6 protein-coding genes are annotated in these 24914 nt (G+C 74.6%); all 6 read left to right on the top strand.

Annotation, left to right across the window (positions count from 1 at the left end):
- Positions 1-35 precede the first annotated feature (35 nt).
- The 6 genes from P8T65_RS06030 to P8T65_RS06000 are packed head-to-tail and all read left to right on the top strand — an operon-like array spanning position 36 to position 24608.
- Positions 36-14978: a type I polyketide synthase gene (locus tag P8T65_RS06030; protein ID WP_316724340.1), complete on the top strand. Its 14943-nt coding sequence runs from the start codon at positions 36-38 to the stop codon at positions 14976-14978.
- Between the two features lie 36 nt (positions 14979-15014).
- A complete protein-coding gene (locus tag P8T65_RS06020; protein ID WP_399098420.1) occupies positions 15015-21176 on the top strand; it encodes a type I polyketide synthase in 6162 nt (2053 codons plus the stop codon).
- Positions 21163-22050 carry a 3-hydroxyacyl-CoA dehydrogenase family protein gene (locus tag P8T65_RS06015; RefSeq protein WP_399098418.1) on the top strand — a complete coding sequence of 296 codons (888 nt, stop codon included), beginning with the start codon at positions 21163-21165 and terminating at the stop codon, positions 22048-22050. Before P8T65_RS06020 ends, P8T65_RS06015 begins: the two co-directional genes overlap by 14 nt.
- Positions 22047-22325 (top strand): acyl carrier protein, encoded by a 279-nt coding sequence (locus P8T65_RS06010; protein ID WP_316724338.1) that lies wholly within the window; start codon positions 22047-22049, stop codon positions 22323-22325. Before P8T65_RS06015 ends, P8T65_RS06010 begins: the two co-directional genes overlap by 4 nt.
- The gene (locus tag P8T65_RS06005; RefSeq protein WP_316724337.1) at positions 22318-23433 is read left to right on the top strand and encodes an acyl-CoA dehydrogenase family protein; all 1116 of its coding nucleotides are present in this window, start codon (positions 22318-22320) and stop codon (positions 23431-23433) included. Before P8T65_RS06010 ends, P8T65_RS06005 begins: the two co-directional genes overlap by 8 nt.
- Positions 23430-24608, top strand: coding sequence for an HAD-IIIC family phosphatase (locus tag P8T65_RS06000; protein ID WP_316724336.1), 1179 nt, complete (start codon positions 23430-23432; stop codon positions 24606-24608). Before P8T65_RS06005 ends, P8T65_RS06000 begins: the two co-directional genes overlap by 4 nt.
- Positions 24609-24914: the final 306 nt, after the last annotated feature.

Here is a 24914-nt window from a genome sequence, read left to right as displayed (position 1 = left end):
GTACAGCCGTTTCCAGGAGAAGGCGAGAACGCACAGTGAGCGACCGGACCGAGCAGAAGCTCCGCGACTACCTCAACCGCGTCACCATCGACCTCCAGCAGACCCGGCGACGGCTGCGGGACGTCGAGGAGCGCAGCCGTGAGCCCATCGCCGTCGTCGCGATGAGCTGCCACTTCCCCGGCGGGGTGCACAGTCCGGAGGACCTGTGGGAGCTGGTGGCGGACGGCCGCGACACCTACACCGGGATCCCCGCCGACCGGGGCTGGGACACCGCCGGGCTGGCCGGCTCCGGCGTCCCCGTCACCGGGGCCTTCCTGGACGAGGCAGGCGGCTTCGACCCGGCCTTCTTCGGCATCTCGCCCCGCGAGGCGCTCGCCATGGACCCCCAGCAGCGGCTGATGCTCCAGACCTGCTGGGAAGCCGTCGAACGAGGTGGCATCGACCCCGTGTCGCTGCGCGGCAGCCGTACCGGCGTGTTCGCCGCCTCCATCGACCAGGGCTACATGTCGCTGGCCGACGGGGCGCCCGAGGGCGTCCAGGGCTTCCTGATGACCGGCAACGCGATCAGCGTCATGTCCGGGCGCGTCTCCTACGTCATGGGCCTGGAGGGGCCGTCGGTCACCGTCGACACCGCCTGCTCCGCCTCGCTGGTGGCGCTGCACCTCGCGGCGCAGTCCCTGCGCAACGACGAGTGCTCGCTCGCGCTCGTCGGCGGCGTCAACGTGATGGCCCTGCCGGGCGCCTTCGTGGAGATCTCCCGCCAGGGCGGCCTCGCCGCCGACGGCCGCAGCAAGCCCTTCGCGGCGGCGGCCGACGGCACCGGCTGGGGCGAGGGCGTCGGCGTGCTGCTCGTGGAGCGCCTCTCCGACGCCCGCGCCAACGGCCACCCGGTCCTCGCGGTGCTGCGGGGCAGCGCCATCAACCAGGACGGCGCCAGCAACGGACTGACCGCCCCCAACGGTCCCTCGCAGCAGCGTGTGATCCGCGCCGCGCTCGCCGACGCCCAGCTGACAGCGGCCGACGTCGACGCCGTCGAGGCGCACGGCACCGGCACCCGGCTCGGCGACCCCATCGAGGCCGACGCCCTGCTCGCCGCCTACGGCCAGGACCGCGCCGAGGACCAGCCGCTGTGGCTCGGCTCCATCAAGTCCAACATCGGCCACACCCAGGCCGCGGCGGGCCTGGCCGGTGTCATCAAGGTCGTCATGGCGATCCGGCACGGCGTCCTGCCGCAGACCCTGCACGTGGACGCGCCCACCCCGCACGTCGACTGGAGCTCCGGCGGCGTGCGGCTGCTCACCGAGCGGCGCGACTGGCCCGTGGCCGACCGTCCGCGCCGCGCGGGCGTCTCCTCGTTCGGCATGAGCGGCACGAACGCGCACGTCATCATCGAGCAGGCACCTGAGCCCGAGCAGCGGCCCGCCGACGAGCAGGCGCCCGAGGACGGCCGGCAGGGCGCGGCCGAGCCGATACCAGGTGACGAGACACGTACCGCGCCTGACGCCGGGTCCGGTTCCGTGTCTGGCGCTGCACCCCTGCCGGCCGCCGTGCCCTGGCCGCTGTCCGGCCGCAGCCCCGAGGCGCTGCGCGACCAGGCCGCCCGGCTCGCCTCCTGGCTCGCCGACCGGCCCGGACTCCGCCCGGCCGATGTCGGTCACTCGCTCGCGACCACCCGCTCCGCCTTCGAGCACCGGGCCGTCGTCGTGGCCGACCGGCCCGAGGGCTTCCTGCGCGGGCTCGCCGCCGTCGCCGCGGGCACCAGCGCCGCCGAGACGGTCACCGGCCGCACCGGCGCGGGCGACGGCAGGACCGTCTTCGTCTTCCCCGGCCAGGGCTCGCAGTGGGCGGGCATGGCACGGCGCCTGCTGGACGAGTCACCGGTGTTCGCCGCCCGCATGGCCGAGTGCGAACAGGCCCTCGCCCCGCACCTGGACTGGTCGCTGTCGGCGGTCGTGCGCGGCGAGCCCGACGCGGCGCCGCTGGACCGCATCGACGTCGTCCAGCCGGTGCTGTTCGCCGTGATGGTCTCCCTCGCCGCCGTGTGGCGGTCGTACGGGGTCGAACCCGACGCCGTCGTGGGCCACTCCCAGGGCGAGATCGCCGCCGCGTACGTCGCCGGCGCCCTGTCGCTCGACGACGCCGCCCGCATCGTCGCCGTACGCAGCCGCGCCCAGCTGGAACTGTCCGGCACCGGTGGCATGGCCTCCGTGGCGCTGCCCGCCGACATCCTGCGGGACCGCCTGCGCGCCTGGGAGGGCCGTCTGTCGGTCGCCGCCGTCAACGGCCCGGCCTCCGCGGTCGTCTCCGGGGATCCCGAGGCTCTGGAGGAGTTCCTCCGCCAGTGCGAGGAACGCGAGGTGCGGACCCGGCGGGTCGCCGCCGACGTGGCGGGCCACTCCGCGCACATGGACCGGCTGCGCGACGGCATGCTCGACGCGCTGGCCGGCGTCCGGCCCACCGCCGCCACGATCCCGTTCTGCTCGACGGTGACCGGCGGATCCCTCGACACGACCGGCCTGGACGCCGGCTACTGGTTCCGGAACATGCGGCAGACCGTCGAGTTCGACGCCGCCGTGCGCGACCTCGTCCGGCGCGGCCACAGCGTCTTCGTCGAGATCAGCCCGCACCCCGTGCTCACCGTGCCGACGCAGGACACCCTCGACGACCTCGCCGACCCCGACGCGGCGGTCCCGGCCCCGCCGACCCTGGTCACCGGCACCCTGCGCCGCGACGAGGGCGGCCTGCACCGGGTGCTCACCGCCCTCGCCCAGGTGCACGTGCACGGCGTGCCGGTGGACTGGGCGGCCGTGTTCGCCGGACACCGGCCCGAGCGGGTCGAACTGCCCACGTACGCCTTCCAGAACCGGCGCTTCTGGCTGGAGCCGCAGACCCGGCCCGGCACCGCGCAGGAGACCGCCGACCCCGCGGACGCCGCCTTCTGGGCCGCCGTGGAACGCGAGGACGTCGCCGCGGTCGCCGCCACGCTCGGCGTCGAGGCCGCCAGTTGGAGCGATGTCCTGCCCGCCCTCTCCGCCTGGCGCCGTGACCGCCGTGACCGGGCCGTCCTCGACGGCTGGCGCTACCACATCTCCTGGCAGCGGCTCACGGCCAAGGCCGCCGCACCGCTGCAGGGCCGCTGGCCGATCCTCGTCCCGGACGGCCACACCGCCGACGCGGCGGTGCCCCGCGCCGTCGAGGCCCTGCGCGAGCGCGGCGCCGACCCCGAACTCGTCGTCCTCGACCACACCCACACCGACCGGTCCCGCCTCACCGACCACCTGCGCGAGCTGCTGGCCACCGGTCCCGGCACGGCGACCGCCCCCGCCGGAGTGCTGTCCCTGCTGGCCCTCGACGAGCGGCCGCACGAGGGCCTGCCCGCCCTGCCCGTCGGCCTGGCGCTCACCACCGCGCTCATCCAGGCGCTGGACGACCTCGAAGTCCGGACCACGGTGTGGTGCGTCACCTCCGGTGCCGTCCCGGTGCACCCGTCCGAGCCGGTGCCCCACCCGGTCCAGGCCCTCGTCTGGGGCTTCGGGCGCACGGCGGCACTGGAACACCCGAGCCTGTGGGGCGGTCTGATCGACCTGCCCGAGCAGTGCGACGAACGCGCCGGACACCTGCTCGCCGACCTCCTGGCCGGAGCCGGCGACGAGGACCAGATCGCCGTACGGTCCTCCGGGGCGCACGCCCGCCGACTCGTCCGTGCCACCGCCTCCACCCCCGCGCCGTCGGCTCCCTGGCGGCCCTCCGGCACGGTCCTCGTCACCGGCGGCACGGGCGGGCTCGGCGCGCACGCCGCCCGCTGGCTCGCCCGGGGCGGCGCCGACCACCTGGTCCTCGTCAGCCGCCGGGGCGCCGACGCCCCCGGCGCCGACGAACTGGCGGCCGAACTCACCGCCCTGGGCACCGGTGTGACCCTGGCCGCCTGCGACATCACCGACCGCGAGGCGCTCGCCGCGCTCGTCGACCGGGTCGCCGCCGAGGGCCACCCCGTCCGAGCCGTCCTGCACACCGCCGCGGCCGCCCAGCTGTTCCCCGTACGCGACGAGAACCCCGCGAGCATGGCCGCCACCCTGGCCGCCAAGGTCCAGGGCGCCGCCAACCTCGACGCCGTCTTCGCCGACACCGACCTCGACGCGTTCGTCCTGTACTCCTCCGTCTCGGGTGTGTGGGGCAGTGCGGACCACGCCTCCTACGCGGCGGGCAACGCCTACCTCGACGCCCTCGCCGCCCACCGACGCGGCCGGGGCCTCGCCGCCACCTCCGTCGTCTGGGGCATCTGGAGCGCCGAGGGCGGCGGCCTCGCCACCAGCGACCTCGAACGCGCCCTCCTCGAACGCGGCATCCCCTTCATGGACCCGCGGCTGGCCGTCGGCGGGCTCCAGCGCGTCCTGGACGACGACGAGACCGTCGTCGTGGTCGCCGACGTCGACTGGGCCCGCTTCGTGCCCGTCTTCACCTCCGTACGGCCCAGCCCCCTCATCGCCGACCTCCCCGACGTCCGCGCCCTGGCCACCGCCGAGGACCGGACCGAACCCGACCCGGACGACGCCGACGGCGCCTCCGCGCTGCGCCGCACCCTCGCGGGACTGGCCGAGCCGGAGGTCCGCCGGACCCTGCTGGAACTCGTCCGCACCAACGCCGCCGCGGTCCTCGGCCACGAGTCCGCCGACGCCGTCCTGCCCGACCGGGCCTTCCGTGAACTGGGCTTCGACTCACTGATCGCCGTCGAACTGCGCAACCGGCTCAACCAGGTCACCGGCCTGCGGCTGCGCGCCACCGTCGTCTTCGACTACTCCTGCGCCGCGCTCCTCGCCGAGCACCTGCGCACCGAACTCCTCGGCGACACCGCCCCGGCCGCGGCCACGACGGCCGTCGTCCCCGTCGCGGACCCCGACGAGCCCATCGCCATCGTCGCGATGAGCTGCCGCTTCCCCGGGGGCATCGACACCCCGGAGCGGCTGTGGCAACTGCTCGTCGACGGCGGCGAGGTGCTCTCCGGCATGCCCGCCGACCGCGGCTGGCCCCTGGACCGCCTCTACCACCCCGACCCCGACCACCCGGGCACCTCCTACGTCCGCGAGGGCAGCTTCCTGCACGACGCGGGCGACTTCGACCCGGCCTTCTTCGGCATCTCGCCGCGCGAGGCCGTCGCCATGGACCCGCAGCAGCGGCTGCTCCTGGAGACCTCCTGGGAGGCGTTCGAACGGGCGGGCATCGACCCGGCGTCCCTGCGCACCACCCCGACCGGTGTCTTCGCCGGCGTCAACTACCAGGACTACACCTCGCTCGCGGGCTCCTCGCCGGAGGGCGGCGAAGGACATCTGGTCGCGGGCGGAGCCGCCAGCGTGGTCTCCGGGCGCGTCGCCTACACCCTCGGTCTGGAGGGCCCGGCGGTCACCGTCGACACCGCCTGCTCCTCCTCGCTGGTCGCGACGCACCTCGCGGCGCAGGCCCTGCGCGGCGGCGACTGCTCGCTCGCCCTCGCCGGCGGTGTCGCCGTGATGGCCACCCCGGGCGTCTTCGTCGGCTTCTCCCGGCAGCGCGGCCTCGCCGCCGACGGCCGCTGCAAGGCGTTCGGCGCCTCCGCCGACGGCATGGGCCTCGCCGAAGGCGTCGGCGTGGTGCTCCTGGAGCGGCTCTCGGACGCCCGCCGCAACGGCCACCCGGTGCTCGCCGTGCTGCGGGGCAGCGCCGTCAACCAGGACGGCGCCAGCAACGGCCTGTCCGCCCCCAACGGCCTCGCCCAACAGCGGGTCATCCGCCAGGCCCTCACCAACGCCGGGCTGACCGCGGCCGACGTCGACGTCGTCGAGGCGCACGGCACGGGCACCACCCTCGGTGACCCCATCGAGGCGGACGCCCTGCTCGCCACCTACGGGCAGGACCGCCCGCACGGCCGCCCGCTCCGGCTCGGCGCACTCAAGTCCAACATCGGCCACACCCAGGCCGCCTCCGGAGTCGCCGGAATGATCAAGACCGTGCTCTCCCTGCGGCACGGCGTCCTCCCGCGCACCCTGCACGCCGACGAGCCCTCCCCGCACGTCGACTGGGCCTCCGGCGAGGTGGAACTGCTCACCGAGGCACGCGACTGGCCCGACACCGGCGCACCCCGCCGCGCGGGCATCTCCTCCTTCGGCTTCAGCGGCACCAACGTCCACGCCATCCTCGAACAGGCACCACCCGCCTCCGAGGAGACCGAGGCCGGGACCGAGCCCGAAGCCGGGCCGCGGGACGTGCCCTGGGTGCTGTCCGCCAAGTCGTCGCAGGCCCTGGCCCACCAGGCCCGGCGTCTGCGCGACCGCCTCGCCCAGGCGGATGCCCCCGGCCCGCTCGACACCGGCTACTCCCTGGCGGCAGGCCGTACCCCCTTCGAACACCGTGCGGTGCTCCTCGGGACGGAGGGCGGCGCCCCGTCGGCCGCCCTGGACGGCCTGGCCGTCGGTGAGGACGTCCCCGGACTGATCCGAGGCACCGCCGACACCGACGGCCGCCGCGTGTTCGTCTTCCCCGGCCAGGGCGCCCAGTGGGCCGGCATGGCGGTGGAACTCCTGGACACCTCACCGGTGTTCGCCGCCTCCGTCGCCGCCTGCGAGCAGGCACTGGAGCCGTACGTCGACTGGTCGCTCGACGCCGTACTGCGCAGCGCCCCGGACACGCCCCCCTTCGAACGGGTCGACGTCGTCCAGCCCGCCCTGTGGGCCGTGATGGTGTCACTGGCCGCCCTGTGGCGCTCCTGGGGTGTCGAGCCCGACGCCGTCCTCGGCCACAGCCAGGGCGAGATCGCCGCCGCCGTGGTCGCCGGAGCCCTCTCCCTGGACGACGGCGCCAAGGTCGTCGCCCTGCGCAGCCGGGCCATCCTCGCCCTCGCCGGGCACGGCGGCATGGTCTCCGTGGCCGTCCCGCGCGAGCGCGCGGCCGAGCTCGTCGCCCGGTGGTCCGGGCGGCTCTCCCTCGCCGCCGTCAACGGACCGTCCGCCGTCGTCGTCTCCGGCGACGCGGAGGCGCTGCGCGAGTTGATCGCCCACTGCGAGGAGGCAGGCGTACGGGCCCGCACCATCGCCGTCGACTACGCCTCCCACTCCGCGCACGTCGAACGCATCCGCGACGAGCTGTCCGAGGTGCTGGCCGGTATCGAGCCCGTCGCCGGACAGGTGCCGCTGTTCTCCACCCTCACCGGGGACTGGCTCGACACGACCACGATGGACGCCGGGTACTGGTACCGGAACCTGCGCGAGACCGTCGAGTTCGACGGTGCCGTGCGCGCCCTCGCCGACCAGCGCCACCAGGTCTTCGTCGAGGTCTCGCCGCACCCGGTGCTCACCATGTCTGTCGAGGACACCCTGGAGGCCGTCGAGGCCCCGCAGACCGTCGTGACCGGCACCCTGCGCCGTGACGAGGGCGGCCTCGCCCGCGCGCTCACCTCGGCCGCCGAACTGTGGGTGCGTGGCGTCCCCGTCCAGTGGCCGGTCCTCTTCGAGGGCACCGGCGCCCGCCGCGCCGACCTGCCCACCTACCCGTTCGAGCACAAGCGCTACTGGCTCCAGGGCGCCGAACCCACCGCCCGGGCGGGCACCGGGGACGAGGCGGACTCCGAGTTCTGGCGGATCGTCGAGCGCGGCGATGCCGAGGAGGCCGCCGGAAACCTCGCCGTCGACGCCGAGACGCTCGGCACGGTCCTGCCCGCCCTGAATGCCTGGCGCCGCAGGCAGCGAGACGGCGCCGCCGTCGACAACTGGCGCTACCGCGTCGACTGGCAGCCGGTCACCGACCCACCCGCGGCCGCCCTCTCCGGCACCTGGCTCGTCGTCCTGCCCGAAGGCCACCAGGACGACCAGCTCGTACGGGACGCCCTCCTGACCGTCACCGAAGCCGACGCCGAGGCCGTCACCGTGCTCCTCGCGGATTCCGACGTCGACCGGGTCGGCCTCGCGGACCGGCTCGCCGTCGCCCTGGACGGCCGCACCCCGCAGGGCGTCCTGTCGCTGCTGGCGATCGCCGGACGACCGCACCCCGACCACCCCGCCGTCTCCGCCGGTTCGGCCCTCACCCTCGTCCTGGTCCAAGCGCTCGGCGACCTCGGCGTCGAGGCCCCGCTGTGGTGCGCCACCCACGGCGCCGTCTCCACCGGCGACACCGACACCCTCACCGCCCCCGACCAGGCCCTGATCTGGGGCACCGGCATGGTCGCGGCGCTGGAGCACCCCACCCGCTGGGGCGGCCTCGTCGACCTGCCGACGGACCTGGGCTCCCGCTCCCGCGACCGCCTCCGCGCGGTCCTCGCAGGCGCCACCGGCGAGGACCAGCTCGCCGTCCGCTCCACCGGACTGCTCGCCCGCCGTCTGGTCCGCGCCCCGCGCCTGCCCGGCAACCGGCCCGTCTGGAAGCCCCGGGGCACCGTCCTCGTCACCGGCGGCACGGGCGCCCTCGGCCCCCACGTCGCGCGCTGGCTCGCCCGCGGCGGCGCCGAGCACCTCGTCCTCCCCGGGCGGCGCGGCGCCGACGTCCCCGGAGCCGACGAACTGCGGGCCGAACTCGCCGAACTGGGCACCGAGTTGTCCCTGCCCGCGTGCGACTTCGCCGACCGCGACCAGATCGCCGGACTCCTCGCCGGACTGGAGGAGCAAGGCACACCGGTCACCGCCGTGTTCCACGCCGCCGCCTACATCCAGCTGGCCTCCCTGGACGACACCCCGCTCGACGCCTTCGCCGAGGTCGTCGCCGCCAAGGCGGACGGCGCCCGGCACCTGGACGAACTCCTCGACCACGAACTCGACGCGTTCGTCATGTTCTCCTCCATCGCCGGCGTCTGGGGCAGCAGCAACCACGCCGCCTACACCGCGGGCAACGCCTACCTCGACGCCCTCGCCGAACACCGCAGGGCCCGGGGCCTGAGCGCCACCACCGTCGACTGGGGTGTCTGGTCGGCCGCCAACCCGTGGACCGTCCGCGACACCGTCGACGACTCCGACTTCTACCGGGTGCAGAAGCAGGGCCTGCCCCTCATCGAGCCCGACCTCGCGCTCACCGGCCTCCAGCAGGCACTCGACGACGACGAGACGGTCATCGCCCTCGCCAACGTCGACTGGGAGCAGTTCGCGGACGTCTTCGGTTCCGTACGCCCCAGCCGCCTGCTCACCGGCGTACCCGAGGCCAGGCGGCAGCTGGAGGAGGCCGCCGCGCCCGGCACGGACGCCACCCCGGCCGCCAACGTGCTGCGCGAGCGCCTGACCGGGCTCGCCGAGGCCGAGCAGCGCCGCGTCGCCCTGGACCTCGTCCGCACCCACGCCGCGGCCGTCCTCGGCCATGACTCGCCGGAGGAGCTGCGGCCGGGCAGGGCGTTCCAGGAACTCGGCTTCGACTCGCTGACCGCCGTCGAACTGCGCAACCGGCTCCGCACCGCCACCGGCCTCCCCCTGCCCGCCACCCTCGTCTTCGACTACCCGTCCGCGACCGTGCTCGCCGACCACATCCGCGCCGAGGTACTCGGCGAGCACCGGACGCCCGCCACACGCGAGCCCGCGCCCGCCGGCACCGGGGGGGCCGACGAGCCGATCGCGATCGTCGCGATGAGCTGCCGCTTCCCCGGCGGGGTGCAGACCCCCGAACAGCTGTGGCGGTTGCTGGAGGAGGGCGGCGACGTCGTCTCGGAGTTCCCGACCGACCGCGGCTGGCCGCTGGAGTCCATGTTCGACCCCGACCCGGACCAGCCCGGCACCAGCTATGTGCGGCACGGCGGATTCCTCTACGACGCCGGTGAGTTCGACGCCGACTTCTTCGGCATCTCCCCGCGCGAGGCGGTCGCCATGGACCCGCAGCAGCGACTGCTCCTGGAGACCTCCTGGGAGGCCTTCGAACGCGCCGGTCTCGACCCGGACCGCCTGCGCGGCACCGACACCGGCGTCTTCACCGGCGTCAACTACCAGGACTACGGCGCCTCCGTGGCCCAGACCCAGGAGAACGAGGGCCACCTCCTCACCGGCAGCGCGGCCAGCGTGATCTCCGGCCGGATCTCCTACACCCTCGGCCTGGAGGGCCCCGCCGTCACCGTCGACACCGCCTGCTCCGCCTCCCTCGTCGCGGTGCACCTGGCCGCACAGGCGCTGCGCGCCGGGGACTGCTCGCTCGCCCTGGCCGGGGGCGTCGCGGTGATGTCCAGCCCGGGCGCCATCATCAGCTTCGCCCGCCAGCGCGGGCTCGCCGCCGACGGCCGCTGCAAGGCGTTCTCCGACGCCGCCGACGGCATGGGCATGGCCGAGGGCGTCGGCGTGATCCTCCTCGAACGGCTCTCCGAGGCACGACGGAACGGGCACCCCGTGCTGGCCGTGCTGCGCGGCAGCGCCGTCAACCAGGACGGCGCCAGCAACGGCCTGACCGCCCCCAACGGCCCCTCCCAGCAGCGGGTCATCCGGGCCGCCCTCGCCAACGCCCGGCTCTCGGCGGCCGACATCGACGTCGTCGAGACCCACGGCACCGGCACCACGCTCGGCGACCCCATCGAGGCCCAGGCCCTGCTCGCCACGTACGGCCAGGAACGCTCCGACGGGCGCCCCCTGCTGATCGGCTCCCTGAAGTCCAACATCGGCCACACCCAGGCGGCCGCGGGCGTCGCCGGTGTGATCAAGACCGTCCTGGCGCTCCGGCACGGGCAGGTGCCGCGCACCCTGCACGTCGACCGGCCCTCGACCCAGGTCGACTGGACGGCCGGTGCCGTGGACGTGGTCAGCGACACGACCCCGTGGCCGGCGACGGGCCGCCCGCGCCGTGCCGGGATCTCCGCGTTCGGCATGAGCGGCACCAACGTGCACGCGATCGTGGAGGAAGCTCCCGAGGAGGCTCCTGAGCAGAGCCCGCAGGAGACACCCGACGAGGTGACGGCCGGGACCGTCGCCTGGCCGCTCTCCGCCAAGTCCCCGGACGCCCTGCGCGGCCAGGCCGAGCGGCTGGCCGCCCACCTGGCCGACACGCCGGGCCTTCCGCCCGCCGGCATCGGCCGGGCCCTGACCACCCGCACGGCGTTCGAACACCGCGCCGTACTGGTCGGCGACGGCACACGGCTCCCCGCCGCGCTGACCGCGCTCGCCGACGGAGGCACCGCCCCCGACCTCGTACGCGGCGTCGCCGACGCCGTGGGCCGTACGGTCTTCGTCTTCCCCGGCCAGGGTTCCCAATGGGCCGGTATGGCACGGGAGTTGCTGGACGAGTCGCCCGTGTTCGCGGCCCGCATGGAGGAGTGCGAACAGGCTCTGGCACCCTTCGTCGACTGGTCGCTGCTCGACGCCGTGCGCTCGGGCAGTGCCTGGGACCAGGTGGACGTCGTCCAGCCCGCGCTGTTCGCGGTGATGGTGTCGCTGGCCGAGGTCTGGCGGTCGCTCGGTGTCGTACCGGACGCCGTCGTCGGCCACTCCCAGGGCGAGATCGCCGCCGCCGTCGTGGCGGGCGCGCTGTCCCTGGAGGACGGGGCCCAGGTGGTCGCCCTGCGCAGCAAGACCCTCGACGCGCTGGCCGGTCGCGGCGGCATGGCCTCCCTGTCCCTCCCCGCCGACCAGGCCGAGGCCGCCCTCGCCCCCTGGGCCGGCGCCCTGTCGGTCGCCGCGCTGAACGGCCCCGCCACCACCGTGGTCGCGGGCGACTCCGAGGCCCTGGCGGCCCTGCTCGCCCAGTGCGAGGCCCAGGGCGTACGGGCCCGGCGCATCGACGTCGACTACGCCTCGCACTCCGAGCACGTCGAGGAGATCCACGGCATCCTCATGGACGCCCTGGCGGGCATCAAGCCGCTGCCGAGCGAGGTCCCGCTGTACTCCACGGTGGACGGCCGCTGGCTCGACACCACCGGCATGCACGCCGGTTACTGGTACCGCAACCTGCGGCAGACCGTCGGCTTCGACCCCGCCGTCCGCATCCTGGCCGCCGAGGGGTTCACCTCCTTCGTCGAGGTCAGCCCGCACCCCGTGCTCACCATGGCCATCGAGGAGACCACCGAGACCGTCGGACGCGAGGCCGTCGTCCTCGGCACCCTCCGCCGCGACGAGGGCGGCCTGCGACGCGTCCTGCTGTCGGCGGCCGAACTGTGGGTGCGCGGAGGCACGGTCGACTGGACCGCCGCGTTCCCCGGCGAGAGCGCGGCCGAGCTGCCGACGTACGCCTTCCAGCGCCGCCGCTACTGGATCCAGCCGCCCGCGGCGACGCCCCGCGGGCCCGGTGCCACCGGTCACCCGCTGCTCGGCACGGCCGTCGAGGTCGCCGACACCGGGGACCTCGTGCTCACCGGCAGCCTGTCGACCCGCACCCACCCCTGGCTCGCGGACCACGCGGTCTCCGGTGTGGTCCTGCTGCCCGGCACCGGCTTCGTGGAACTGGCCGTACGCGCCGGCGACGAGGCGGACTGCCCCAGGGTCGAGGAACTGACCCTCCAGGCACCGCTGGTGTTCGACCGGGACGCCGCCGTCCAGATCCAGGTGCGGGTCGGCGCGCCCGACGACTCCGGGCGGCGCACCCTCGGCGTGTTCTCCCGGGGCGAGGACGGCGTCGGCACTCCGTGGACCGGGCACGCCACCGGTGTCCTCGCCCCCGCCGGGTCCACCGACGAGGCGACCCACCCGTACGGCGCGGCCTGGCCGCCCGCCGGGGCGGAACCCGTGCCCGTCGACGGCCTCTACGAGCGGTTCGCGGACGCCGGCTACGGCTACGGCCCCGCCTTCCACGGCCTGCACGCCGCCTGGCGCCTCGGCCAGGACGTCTACGTGGAGGTCCGGCTGCCGGAGGACCAGCACACCGGGGCCGCCGGCTTCGGTCTGCACCCCGCGCTGCTGGACGCGGCCCTGCACGGTCTGTGGCTGGCCGCACCGGACGGCGCCGACCAGAACGACGCGCCCGGCACCGCCAGGCTGCCCTTCTCCTGGGAGGGCGTCCGCCTGCACGCCTCCGGGGCGACCGAACTGCGCGTGCGGCTGAGCTACGACGACACCGGTTCGGTGGCGCTGGCCGCCGCCGACCCGGCCGGCCGGCCGGTCGCCGACGTGGCGGCGCTGGCCATCCGGCCCATCGCCGTCGACGCCCTGCGCGGCGCCGCGGCGCAGGGACGCGACTCGCTGTTCACCCTGGCCTGGACCGCCCTGCCCGCCACCACCGAGCCGCCCGTCGGCCGGTGGGCCGCGCTCGGCACCGGGCAACTGCTGCCCGAGACCCACGAGAACCTCGACGCGCTCACCGCCGCCGTGGACGGGGGCGCCGCCGTGCCCGACGTGGTCGTCACGCTCTGCCCGCCCGGCGGGAACAGCGCGGACGCGGCCCGTACCGCGCTCGCCGGCACCCTGCGTCTGCTGCAGACCTGGCTGGCCGACGACCGCTGGGACGACACCCGTCTGGTCCTCGTCACCCGGGGCGGTGTCGCCACCGCACGCGGCGAGGACATCGGCGACCTGGCGGCCGCCGCCGTGTGGGGGCTCGTGCGCTCGGCGCAGTCCGAACACCCGGACCGTTTCGTCCTCGTCGACGCCGAGGACCCGGCCGAGGCGCTCAAGGCCCTGCCCGCCGCGCTGTCCGCGACGGAACCCCAGCTCGCGGTACGCGACGGACGGACCCTCGCACCCCGCCTGACCAGGACCCCGCCGACGGATGCCGAGGCCGTGGCAGGCAAGCCGTGGGACCCGGAGGGCACGGTGCTCGTCACGGGCGCGTTCGGCGTCCTCGGCGGCCTGGTGGCCCGTCACCTGGTCACCGAGCACGGGGTACGCCACCTGCTGCTGACCGGGCGGCGCGGCGCCGACACCCCCGAGGCGACCGCCCTGGTCGACGAGCTCAGCGCCCTGGGCGCCCAGGTGGAGACCGCCGCCTGCGACACGGCCGACCGGGACGCCCTGGCCGGGCTCCTCGCGGGTGTCCCCGACACCCACCCGCTCACCGCCGTGGTCCACTCGGCCGGCGTCCTCGACGACGGGGTCATCGGCTCGCTGACCCCCGAGCGCCTCGACCACGTCCTGCGCCCCAAGGCGGACGCCGCGCTCAACCTGCACGAACTGACCCGCGACCTGCCGCTGGCCGCGTTCGTGCTCTTCTCGTCCGCCTCCGGCACCGTCGGCAGCTCCGGGCAGGGCAACTACGCGGCGGCCAACGCCTTCCTGGACGCGCTCGCCCAGCACCGGCGCGCCCAGGGCCTGCCGGCGCAGTCGATCGCCTGGGGCATGTGGGCCGAGCGCTCCACCCTGACCGGCACCCTCGACGAGGTCGACCTGCGGCGCATCGCCCGGGGCGGCGTGGGGGCACTCACCTCCGACGAGGGACTCGCCCTGTTCGACGCCGCGCTCGAACGGGACGAGGCGGTCCTGGTCCCGGTCCGGCTCGACCTGGCCAGGCTGCGCGCCAGGGCAGGCACCGGTGCCGTACCCGCCCTCTTCCGCTCACTCGTGCGCGGCGCCGCCCGCCGGACGGCCGCCACCGGCGGCGCCGACGCGGCGGACACCCTGCGCGGGCGGCTCGCGGGCCTGGCCGCCGACGACGCCCGCGCCGTCCTCGCCGACCTGGTGTGCGCGCACGCCGCCGACGTGCTGGGGCACGCCGGAGCCTCGGCCGTCGACCCCGAACGCGCCTTCCGGCAGCTCGGCTTCGACTCGCTGACCGCGGTGGAACTGCGCAACCGCCTCAACGCGGCGACCGGACTGCGGCTCCCCGCCACCCTGGTGTTCGACTATCCGAGCCCGGCGGCCGTCGCCGGGTACTGCGCCGACCGTCTGGCCCCGGCCGGCCCCCCGCGGGCCGCGGCGGCGCCGACCCCGGCCGACGACGAGATCACCCGCGCGCTGTCCACCATCCCGCTGGACAGGCTGCGCGACTCCGGCCTGCTGGAGGCGCTGCTGCGCCTGGCCGGACCGGAGAACCGGGACGGCGGCACACCGGCGTCGCCCGAACGGACGTCCGGCATCGAGGAGATGGACGTGGACGGCCTCGTACGGCTGGCACTGGGGACCGAGAGTGCCTGACCGCGTACCGGCCCGGAACGGGATGTGAGGAGAAGGATGTCCACGGACAAGGTGGTCGAGGCGCTGCGCGCCTCCCTGCTGGAGAACGAGCGGCTGCGCGGCGAGAACACACGGCTGCGCGACGAGTCCCGGGAACCGGTCGCGATCGTCGCCATGAGCTGCCGCTTCCCGGGCGAGGTCCGCACCCCGGAGGACCTGTGGCGGCTGCTCGCCGAAGAACGCGACGCGGTCAGCGAGTTCCCCGCCGATCGTGGCTGGGACGCCGCCACACTGTACGACCCCGACCCCGACACCCCGGGGACGTCCAACACCCGGGAGGGCGGCTTCCTGCACGACGCCTGCGGCTTCGACGCCGGCTTCTTCGGGATCTCGCCCCGTGAGGCCCTGGCCATGGACCCCCAGCAGCGGCTCCTGCTGGAGACCTGCTGGGAGGCCGTCGAGCGCGGCGGCATCGACCCGCTGTCCCTGCGCGGTAGCCGCACCGGCGTCTACGCGGGCGTCATGTACAACGAGTACGGCGCCCGGCTGGCCCGGATACCGGAGGACGTCGAGGCGTTCATCGGCACCGGCACCGTGCCCAGCGTGGTCACCGGACGGATCGCCTACATCCTCGGTCTGGAGGGCCCGGCGGTCACCATCGACACCGCGTGCTCGTCGTCGCTGGTCGCCCTCCACCTCGCCTGCCAGGCGCTGCGGGCGGGGGAGATCTCCCTCGCCCTGGCGGGCGGTGTCACGGTGATGTCCACCCCGAGCCTGTACGTCGGGTTCAGCCGCCAGCGCGGCCTCGCGCCCGACGGCCGCAGCAAGTCGTTCGCCGCGGCCGCCGACGGCGCCGGCTTCGGCGAGGGCGTCGGCGTGCTGCTCCTCGAACGGCTCTCCGACGCCCGGCGCAACGGCCACCCCGTGCTCGCCCTGGTCCGGGGCTCGGCGGTCAACCAGGACGGCGCCAGCAACGGCATGACCGCGCCCAACGGCCCTTCCCAGCAACGGGTGATCCAACAGGCCCTGGCGGCGGCCGGCCTCTCGCCGGCCGAGGTCGACGCGGTGGAGGCCCACGGCACGGGCACCCGCCTCGGCGACCCCATCGAGGCACAGGCGCTGCTGGCCACCTACGGCCAGGACCGCCCGGCGGACCGGCCGCTGCTGCTCGGCTCGCTCAAGTCCAACCTCACCCACACCCAGGCCGCCGCCGGGGTCGGCGGCGTCATGAAGATGGTGCTCGCGATGCGCCACGGCCTGTTGCCCCGCACCCTGCACATCGACCGTCCCACCCCGCAGGTCGACTGGACCGAGGGCAACATCGCCCTGCTCACCACGGCCACCCCCTGGCCGGACAACGGGCACCCCCGCCGCGCCGGCGTCTCCTCGTTCGGCGCCAGTGGCACCAACGCCCACACCGTTCTGGAGGCGGCGCCCGCCGACATACCGGCCGAGGACGAGGTACGCGACGAGGCACCCGGCCCCGTGGCCTGGGCGCTGTCCGCGAAGGGCGAGGCGGCACTGCGCGGACAGGCCGCCGCCCTGCACGCCCATCTGACCGGCACCCCGGGGGCACACCCCCTGGACGTGGGCTTCTCGCTGGCCACCGCCCGGTCCCGGTTCGCCGACCGCGCCGTCGTCGTCGGCGACGACCGTCCCGCCCTGCTGTCCGGCCTGGCCGCGCTGGCCGCCGGACGGCCCGACCCGGCGGTCGTCTCCGCCCGCGCCCAGCCAGGCCGCAAGGCCGTCTTCGTCTTCCCCGGCCTCGGCTCGCAGTGGCCCGGCATGGCCGCCGAACTGCTCGACGAGTCACCCGCGTTCGCGGCCCGGATGGCGGACTGCGCACAGGCGCTCGCCCCGCACATCGACTGGTCGGTCACCGACGTCCTGCGCGGCGCGCCGGGCGCGCCGTCGCTGGACCGGGTGGACGTCCTCCAGCCCGCGCTGTTCTCCGTGATGGTGTCCCTGGCCGCGCTGTGGCGGTCCTACGGCGTCGAGCCCGCCGCCGTCGTCGGCCACAGCCAGGGCGAGGTCGCCGCCGCCTGTGTCGCGGGTGCTCTCACCCTGGAGGACGGGGCCCGCGTGGTGGCGCTGCGCAGCCGGGCGCTGGCCGGACTCGCCGGTGGCGGCGGCATGGCCACCGTCGTGCTCTCCGCGGCCGAACTCGGCCCGTACCTGGAACGCCGCTCGGGCAAGGTCACGGTCGCCGCCGTCAACGGCCCGCGCGTGCTCGTCGTCGCCGGACCCGGCGACGAGGTCGGCGCCCTCGTCGACGAACTCTCCGCCGAGGGCGTCATGGCCTGGCGCATCCCGGTGGACTACGCCTCCCACTCGGACGACGTGAGCACCGTACGGGACCGGCTGCGCGAGGACCTGTCCTCGCTCGTTCCCAAGGCCCCGGCCGTGCCCCTGGTGTCCACGGTGGACGCCGACTGGATCGGTGCCGGCGACCTCACCCACGAGTACTGGTACCGCAACCTCCGCCAGACCGTCCGCTTCCACGACGCGATACGCCTGCTCCTCGACGCCGGGCACCGCACCTTCGTCGAGGTGAGCCCCCACCCGCTGCTCACCTACGGCATCGGCGACACCGCGGCCGACGCCGGCGCGGACGACGCCGTGGTGCTGGGCACCCTGCGGCGCGACGAGGGCGGTCTGCAGCGGATGCTGCTGGCGCTCGGAGAGGCGCACGCGAACGGCGTGGCCGTCGACTGGCGGCGCGCGTTCGACGGCACCGGGGCCCGCCTCACCGACCTGCCCACGTACGCCTTCCAGCGCACCCACTACTGGCTCGACGTCCCCGCACACGTGGGGGACCCCGAGTCGGCCGGCCAGACGGAGACGCGGCACCCGCTGCTGACCGCCGCCGTGGATCTGCCGGACGGCGACGGAGTGCTCTTCACGGGACGACTCTCGCCGCGCACCCATCCGTGGCTGGCGGACCACGCGGTCTCCGGCACGGTGCTGCTGCCAGGCGTCGCCTTCGTGGAGATGGCCGCCCACGCCGCCGTCCACGTCGGCTGCACCACCGTCGAGGAACTCACCCTGGCCGCACCCCTGGTGCTCGCCCCCGACGAGACCCGGCGGCTCCGCCTGACCGTGGACGCGTCCGACCCCGAGGGCCGCCGGGCCGTGGCGCTGTACTCCCGCCCCGACGACCCCGAGTCCACCGAACCGTGGGTACGCCACGCGGGGGGCACCCTGGCCGGGACGTCCGCCTCCGCGCCGGGTGACCCCGGCCGGTGGCCGCCCGGCGACGGCGCCGAACGCCTCGACCTCGACCACCTGTACGCGGACTTCGAGGCGGCCGGGGTCCACTACGGCCCGCTCTTCCAGGGCCTGCGCGCCGCCTGGCGGGTCGGCGACGAGATCCACGCCGAGGTGGCTCTGCCCGAGTCGGTGCCGGGGACCCGCGAGAGCGGCTTCGCCGTCCACCCGGCCCTGCTCGACGCCGCGCTCCAGACGGTGGCCCTGCGCCCCGACGGCACCCGCGACACGGACGCGCGTACGGGAGGCGTGCCGCTGCCCTTCTCCTGGCACGACGTGACGGTCGCCCCCGCGGCCGACCCGGTCCTGCGGGTGGTTCTGAGCCCTGCCCCACAGGGTGGTGACGCCGTGTCGGTACGGATCACCGACCGCACCGGGCGCCCGGTCGTCACCGTCGGCGCGCTGACCCTGCGGGCGGCGGCGGGTGCTCCGGCCGCCGCCGAGCGGTCCCTGTTCCGCCTCGACTGGACCCGGCTGCCCGGCACCCAACCGTCCACCAGCGCCTGGGCCACGCTCGGCACCTCCGGCGCCGGCCTCCTGCCGGCCGGCTTCTGCGCCGACCCGTGCCCTGCCCTCGCCGACGTGCCCACCACGTCCGACGCCGTGCTGGCCCTGTGCCCGCCCGCCGAGGGCGCGGGCCCCGAAGCGGCCCGCGTCACAGTGGGCGCCGTACTGGACCTGCTCCAACGCTGGCTCGCGGAGCCGAAGTTCTCCGAAACCCCCCTGGTGCTGCTCACCCGTGGCGCGGTCGACCTCGACGGCGCCCCTGCGGACCTCGGGGGCGCCGCCGCCTGGGGGCTGCTGCGCACCGCCCAGCTGGAGCACCCCGGCCGCTTCGTCCTGCTGGACACCGACGGCGGCGACGGCCTCGAAGCGGCCCTCGCCACCGCCCTGGCCGAGGGCGAGCCCCAACTGGCCCTGCGCGACGGCACCTTGTACGCACCCCGCCTGGTCCGCCCGTCCGTCGCCGACCAGCCCGCCGACTTCGACCCGGAGGGCACCGTCCTCGTCACCGGCGGCACAGGCACCCTGGGCGGACTGGTGGCCCGTCACCTGGTCACCACTCATGGCGTACGGCATCTGCTGCTGCTCGGCCGCCGGGGCGCCGCCGCCGAAGGCACGGCCTCTCTCATCGAGGAGCTGAGCGCGGCAGGAGCCGAGGTCACGGTCGCGGCTTGCGACGTGGCCGACCGGGAGGCGCTTGCGGGCTGCCTCGCGGCGATCCCCCCGGAGCACCCGCTGCGCGCCGTGGTGCACACGGCCGGCGTGCTGGACGACGGGCTGTTGACCGCCCTCACCCCCGGGCGGCTGTCGGCCGTCCTGCGCCCCAAGGCGGACGGCGCCTGGAACCTGCACGAGCTGACCAGGGACCAGGACCTGACGGCCTTCGTCCTGTTCTCCTCCTCCGCCGGTGTCTTCGGCAGTCCGGGCCAGTCCGCCTACGCTGCCGCCAACGCCTTCACCGACGCCCTGGCCGTCGCTCGCCACCGGGCAGGGCTGCCCGGCACCTCCCTGGCCTGGGGCCTGTGGGAGCAGCGCACCGCTCTCACCGACGGCCTCGGCGACACGGACCTGCGGCGGATGGCACGGAGCGGGGTGCGCGCCCTGCCCACCGAGGAGGGCCTGGCACTGTTCGACGCCGCACTGGCGGGCGACGACCCCGCCCTCGTCCCGGTGGGCCTCGATCTGCGGGCCCGGCCCGGCGGTCCGGTGCCCCACCTGCTGCGGTCGCTGATCCGGACCCCCGCCGTACGCCGGCGCGGCCCGCAGACCGACGTGTCGCTGCGGCCCCGGCTGGCCGCTGTGCCGGAGGCCGAACAGGGCGAGATCCTGCTGCGGCTGGTGCGGACCCAAGCGGCCGAGGTGCTCGGCCACGCCGACCCGGACGCGCTGTCCGAGGGCGACGCCTTCCTGGAGAGCGGGTTCGACTCGCTGACCGCCGTCGAGTTGCGCAACCGTCTCGCCGCCGCGCTCGACCTGCGGCTGCGCCCCACCGCCGTACTCGACTCCGGGACCCTCGCCCGGCTGGCCGAGCACCTGCGGGCGGAACTGACCCGGAGCACCGCTCCCGGAGCCGGGCGACAGGCCGGTGAGCCGTCGCACGACCCGGTCAGCGCCCTGTTCCGGCAGGCGTGCGAGGTGGGCCGGATCCACGAGGGCATCCAGATCCTCCAACAGGCCGCGAAGCTCCGCCCCGACTTCGGGTCCGGCCCCGAGCTGCTGAACTCGCCCGGACGGCGTCCGGAGCTGCTGCGGCTGCACATCCGCGACGACGCGCCCGAACTGGTCTGCTTCGCCTCGGTGGTGGCGCTCGGCGGAGCCCACCAGTACAGCCGCTTCGCGTCCGCCTTCGAGGGTCGCTACGGCGTCAGCGCGCTGGACGCGCCCGGCTTCGCCCCCGACGAGCCACTGCCCGCCGACATGTCCTCCCTGCTGGACTTCCAGACCGAGGTCCTCCTGCGGCGCCTCGGCGACCGGCCGAAGGTGCTGCTCGGCTCCTCGTCGGGCGGCACCCTCGCCCACGCCGCCGCCGCCCGCCTGGAAGCGCTCGGGGCCGGCCCGGCCGCCGTGGTGCTGCTGGACACCTATCTGTCCGGGGACGAGGCGATGACCCAGTTCGACGACGTACTGGTCAGCGGCATGTTCGAGCGCGAGGATCGGGCCGCCCCGATGGACGGCACCCGGCTGACCGCCATGGGCCGCTACTTCCAGCTCCTGGACGACTGGGTGCCGCCCCCCGTCGAGGCGCCCGTGCTGCTGGTGCGCGCATCCAGCCCCCTGGCGGAGCCGGCACCGGACAGCGACGTCGACTGGCGGGCCTCATGGCCGTCCGCGCATTCCGTCCTGGACGTTCCGGGAAATCACTGGTCGATGATGGAACAGCATCTCAAAACGACGGTCGAAGCCGTCAGTGGATGGCTCGGCAGAACTGTGAAAAATGAAGGGAAGTGAAATGTCGGAAAACAATGCTGGTGGTACCGAAAAGGCGCCTCGCCTCACTGTCCTGGGCGCAGGCGTCATGGGTGTCGGCATCACCACGCTGGCGGTCGGACACGGTGTGCCGGTGACGCTCGTCGACGTCGACCAGGCCAAACGTGCGGAGGCGGAGGCCCGCATCGCCCACGAACTGCGGCTCGCGCGGTTGATGGGCGCACTGCCGGACGACCTTCCACTCGGGGAACTCGTCATCAGTGATTCCGTGTCCGACGCGGCCGGATCGACCGCTGTCATCGAGGCCGTCACGGAAATAGCGGAAATCAAGGAGAAAGTGATCGCGGAGGTTTCCGCGGTCGTTTCCCCTGGTACTGTCCTGGTGTCCAACACATCGTCCATTCCCATTGACGAACTGGCCTCGGCCGCCGCGCGTCCGGCGGAACTCGTCGGCACGCATTTCATGAACCCGTCCTATCTGATCCGCACGGTCGAGGTCATCCGCGGCGCCCGCACCGGCGAGGCCGCCATGGACTCCGTACGGGCCCTGCTCACCACCTTGCGCCGTCAGCCCGTCGTGGTCCGGGACGCCCCCGGCTTCGTGACCAGCCGGGTCCTGCACCCGATGATCAACGACGCGGCCCGGGTGGTGCAGGAGGGGACCGCGACCGCCGAGGACGTCGACGCCCTGATGCAGGGCTGCCTGGGGCACGCCACAGGTCCGCTGCGCACCGCGGACCTCATCGGCATCGACAACCTCGTCGACTCGCTGAACGTGCTGTACGAGCGCACCGGTGACAGCGGCTGCCGTCCGTGCGACCTGCTGCTGGAGAAGGTGCGGGCGGGCGACATCGGCCGGAAGTCCGGCCGTGGTTTCTACGAATACGAAGGATGAAAGCCATGACCATGCCATCCGAGGGCACCGTGGAGAAGGAACTCCTCGACTTCCTGCATGTACGCACCAAGACCGTCTGGGAGGAGGACACCGACCTCTTCGCGGCCGGCGGGCTCTCGTCCCTGTTCGCCATGGAACTGGTCGTCCACCTGGAGAAGTCCTACGGGATCGCGATCCGGGGCGCCGATCTGCGGCTGGACAACTTCCGTACCGTCATGGGAATGGCGGCACTGGTCCGCCGTCTGCGCGCGGCAGCCGGGGACGGCGGTGAGTGAGGCCCTCGCCGAGGCGACGGCCTCGGTCACCGGCCTCGTCGGTGACCGGGCCGGTGACTGGGACCGCTCGGGCCTGCTCCCCGCCGAGCTGCTGAGAAAGCTCGGCGCCGCCGGGCAGTTGTGCACCGGTGTGCCCACCGAGTACGGCGGCCTCGGCTGGGACAGCCGCACCGGCGGCGAGTTCACCGCCCACGTCGGCAGCCTGTGCAGCTCCCTGCGCAGCGTCATGACCTCCCAGGGCATGGCCGCCTGGACCGTCGAACGGCTCGGCGACGAGGCGCAGCGCCGCACGCTGCTGCCCCGCCTCACCTCGGGCGAACTGGCCGCCGTCGGCTTCAGCGAGAGCCAGGCCGGCAGCGATCTGTCGGGCATCGACACCCGGATCACCGTCGACGGCGACACCGTCGTGGTCGACGGCCACAAGGTGTGGATGACGGCTGCCCACTACGCCGACCTGCTCATCGTCTTCGGACGGATGGGCGACGGCGCCGCCGCCGTGGTCGTGCCCGCCCGGGCGCCGGGCGTCGACGTACGGCGGGTGGCCGACCCCCTGGGCTGCCGCGCCGCCGGACACGCCGAGGTCCGCCTCGACTCCGTACGCCTCCCCGCCGACAGCGTGCTGGGCGGCGAGGGCCTGTCCCTGCCGCTGCTCGTGACCACCGCCCTGGCCTACGGGCGGATGTCGGTCGCCTGGGGATGCGTCGGCATCCTGCGCGCCTGCCTGACCGCGACGACCCGGCACGCCGCGTCCCGCGAACAGTTCGGGCAGCCGCTGGCCCGTCACCAGCTCGTCGCCAAGCACCTCGCCGACCTCTTCGTCGCGGAACAGGTCGCCTCCCGCGCCTGCGAACACGCCAGCCACCGCTGGGACAACGGGTCCCCCGACATGGTCGTCGCCACCATCCTCGCCAAGCACGTCAGCGCCGGCCATGCCGCCCGCGGGGCCGCGTCCGCCGTACAGGTCATGGCGTCGGCGGGAGCCCAGGACGGTCATCCGGTGGCCCGCGCCTACCGGGACGCCAAACTCATGGAGATCATCGAGGGCAGCAACGAGATGTGCGAACTCCTGCTCGCCCAGCACGCGTTGACAAGTGTGGAGCCGACATGAGCGACAAGACCGGCGCCGACGCGCCGGCCCTCGTGAAGTGCCTGGTCTGGGACCTGGACAACACCCTCTGGCAGGGCACGCTGCTGGAGGACGCGGAGGTACGGCTGCCCGACGCGATACGGGCGGCGATCGTCGAACTCGACTCGCGTGGCGTCCTGCAGTCCGTCTGCAGCCGCAACGACCACGACCTGGCTTGGGCACGTCTCGAAGAGCTGGGCGTCGCCGAGTACTTCGTGCTGCCCGAGATCGGCTGGGGACCCAAGTCCGAAGCGGTCCGGCGGATCGCCGAGGGACTGAACTTCGCCCACCGGACCATCGCCTTCATCGACGACCAGCCCGCCGAACGGGCCGAGGTCGCCTACCACCTCCCGGACGTCCGCTGCTATCCCGCCGAGGAGGCGGTCACCCTCACCGGCCTGCCCGAGTTCAGCCCCGCCGTGAGCACGGTGGACTCCCGGCGCCGGCGCGAGATGTACCAGGCCGGCTTCCGCAGGGAGACCGAACGGTCCGCCTACGAGGGCCCCGACGAGGAGTTCCTCCGCTCCCTCGACCTGGTCATGCGCATCGGGCGGGCCACCGAGGAGGAGATCACCCGGGTCGAGGAACTCACCCTGCGCACCAGCCAGATGAACGCCACCGGAGTGCACTACTCGGACCGGACGCTGCGCGAGCTGTCGGCGGACCCCGGCCACGAGGTCCTGGTCACCACCCTCACCGACCGGTTCGGACCACACGGGGCCGTCGGCGTCACGCTGGTCGAGAAGCACCCGGCCGTGTGGCACCTGAAGCTGCTCGCCACCTCCTGCCGCGTGGTGTCCTTCGGCGCCGGATCGGTCATCCTGAACTGGCTCGTGGACCAGGCCGCCGCGGCCGGCGTCCATCTCGTGGCCGACTTCCGGCGGACGGACCGCAACCGCATGATGGAGGTCGCCTACCGGTTCGCGGGCTTCGACGAGGAACCCTGCGCCTGCCGCGACGCCGTGCGGACCGCGCCGGCACGGGCGGCGGAGGGACCGGCACAGGCGGCGGAGGAAGCGGAACAGCAGGAGTCGACGGAGGTCGAACGGCTGCATCTCGTCGCCGCACCCCGGCCCCCCTCCACGACCGTCCGGCTCATCGCCCCCGACCTCACGGCGGGGCCCCTCGCGGACACCTCGGTCGTGGCCCCGGCGTGAGGGTCCCCCTGCCGAGGACAGCTCACGACGGGCTCCCGGACCACCTCGTCCGGGAGCCCGCCGAGGACTCGTACGACGTGGCAGTGGCCGGTCCGCCGAGAGGAGAACGGCAGCGTGCTCGTGGTTGCCGGGTTCCGCTGTCCGGCGATATTCGGACGCTATTCGTCCCGCCTAGGCTCGGCCCGGCCGGGACTGCTCGATGGCGGGCGGGCTGTCAGCTCATCGACGGGCGAGGACCACTGGCAACAGCGGTACCTGACGCTGACCCCGGCCTGACGCCCGTCCGGCGGAGTGACGGACTCGAGG

The sequence above is a fragment of the Streptomyces sp. 11x1 genome (genome assembly GCF_032598905.1).
GTDB lineage: Bacteria > Actinomycetota > Actinomycetes > Streptomycetales > Streptomycetaceae > Streptomyces.
The sequence above is the reverse complement of the archived record's forward strand: the minus strand, read 5'-3'. Positions and strand labels throughout refer to the sequence as shown.

Excerpts from the sequence above, each read along its gene's own strand:
- P8T65_RS06015 (WP_399098418.1), top strand. The coding sequence starts at position 21,163 with ATGAAGGGAAGTGAAATGTCGGAAAACAATGCTGGTGGTACCGAAAAG.
- P8T65_RS06010 (WP_316724338.1), top strand. The coding sequence starts at position 22,047 with ATGAAAGCCATGACCATGCCATCCGAGGGCACCGTGGAGAAGGAACTC.
- P8T65_RS06020 (WP_399098420.1), top strand. The coding sequence starts at position 15,015 with ATGTCCACGGACAAGGTGGTCGAGGCGCTGCGCGCCTCCCTGCTGGAG.
- P8T65_RS06000 (WP_316724336.1), top strand. The coding sequence starts at position 23,430 with ATGAGCGACAAGACCGGCGCCGACGCGCCGGCCCTCGTGAAGTGCCTG.